1 protein-coding gene is annotated in these 1288 nt (G+C 45.1%); it reads right to left on the reverse strand.

All coding sequences use genetic code 11. The features are described 5' to 3' along the window. Nucleotides 1-84: 84 nt before the first annotated feature. Nucleotides 85-1288 (reverse strand): heavy metal translocating P-type ATPase (locus tag ACP45E_RS00225; protein WP_141707141.1); only part of this gene is annotated, 1204 nt, incomplete at its 5' end.

Raw genomic sequence — 1288 nt, forward strand, 5'->3', positions numbered from 1 at the left:
AACCGCTCTTCCGATCTGCAAGGACATTGGCAGAGAAACTACTGATCAGGGCGAGAGTAAGGATGTTGAATTTCATAATAGCCTCTATGAGTTGAATTTAGGTTTAAATAGACGTAAACGGTTAGCGTTACTGACCACAGTAATTGAAGAGAGCGCCATTGCGGCTCCTGCAACCACTGGGCTTAATAAAAAACCGAAAGCGGGAAATAAAACGCCTGCAGCTATGGGAATACCCAGCGCGTTATAAACAAATGCGCCGAATAGATTCTGTTTAATGTTGGTGACTGTTGCTCTAGACAAAGCGATGGCATTAACCACCGCTAGTGGTGAGGAATTCAATAGTGTCATTTGCGCACTTTCAATGGCGACATCACTGCCACTCCCCATAGCAATACCCATATCGGATTGCGCTAGGGCAGGAGCATCATTGACACCATCACCGACCATCGCCACTTTTTCGCCTTGTTGTTGCAATTGTAAAATGTGGTGCGATTTTTCGTCAGGAAGCACTTGGGCAATAACACGATCAATCCCCAGTTGTTTTGCGATTGCATTGGCTACCGCAGGGTTATCACCAGTTAACATGACGGTTTTAATGTGCTGTTGTTTCAGGGCATCAATCGCTTTTTTGGAGTCTTCTTTAGTCGAATCAGACAAAGAAATAATACCAATAAGCGTGTTATCAACAGCAATAGCGATGGACGTCCAGGCTTGAACTTCACTTTGCTGAAGGGCCGCTTGTGCATTTTTCATATCGATATTTAGGGATTGGAAGTAGTGAGGGGATGCGATAAGCAATGTTTTTCCGTTCACTGTGGTACTAATTCCTCTGCCTTTAAGGTTTTGAAAGTCTTCTATACCTTGTGGAACGATCTGATGCTGCTTTGAATACTGGCAAATGGATTTTGCAAGGGGATGCTCTGAGTGTTGTTCTGCACTGTAGGCATATTGCAACACTGTTTGCTCAGAGACACCAAACGAAACGACGTTTTGAACCGTTGGGCTACCCTGGGTCAGGGTTCCCGTCTTATCAAATACCACCGTGGTAATCTTGCTCGCAGTTTGTAGGACATCGGCATCTTTAATTAAAATGCCCATTTCAGCGGCTTTACCAATTCCAACCGTAACAGACAGAGGAGTAGCCAGTCCAAGTGCGCAGGGACAAGCGATAATAAGCACCGTGGTTGCAGCAATTAACATATAGCTCAGTTTTGGTTCGGGGCCATAAAGGTACCAAACCGCCATCGAAAGCATGGCAATAACCATAACCACCGGAACAAACACTGCT

The organism is Vibrio genomosp. F10 str. 9ZD137, assembly GCF_049974785.1.
Lineage (GTDB): Bacteria > Pseudomonadota > Gammaproteobacteria > Enterobacterales > Vibrionaceae > Vibrio.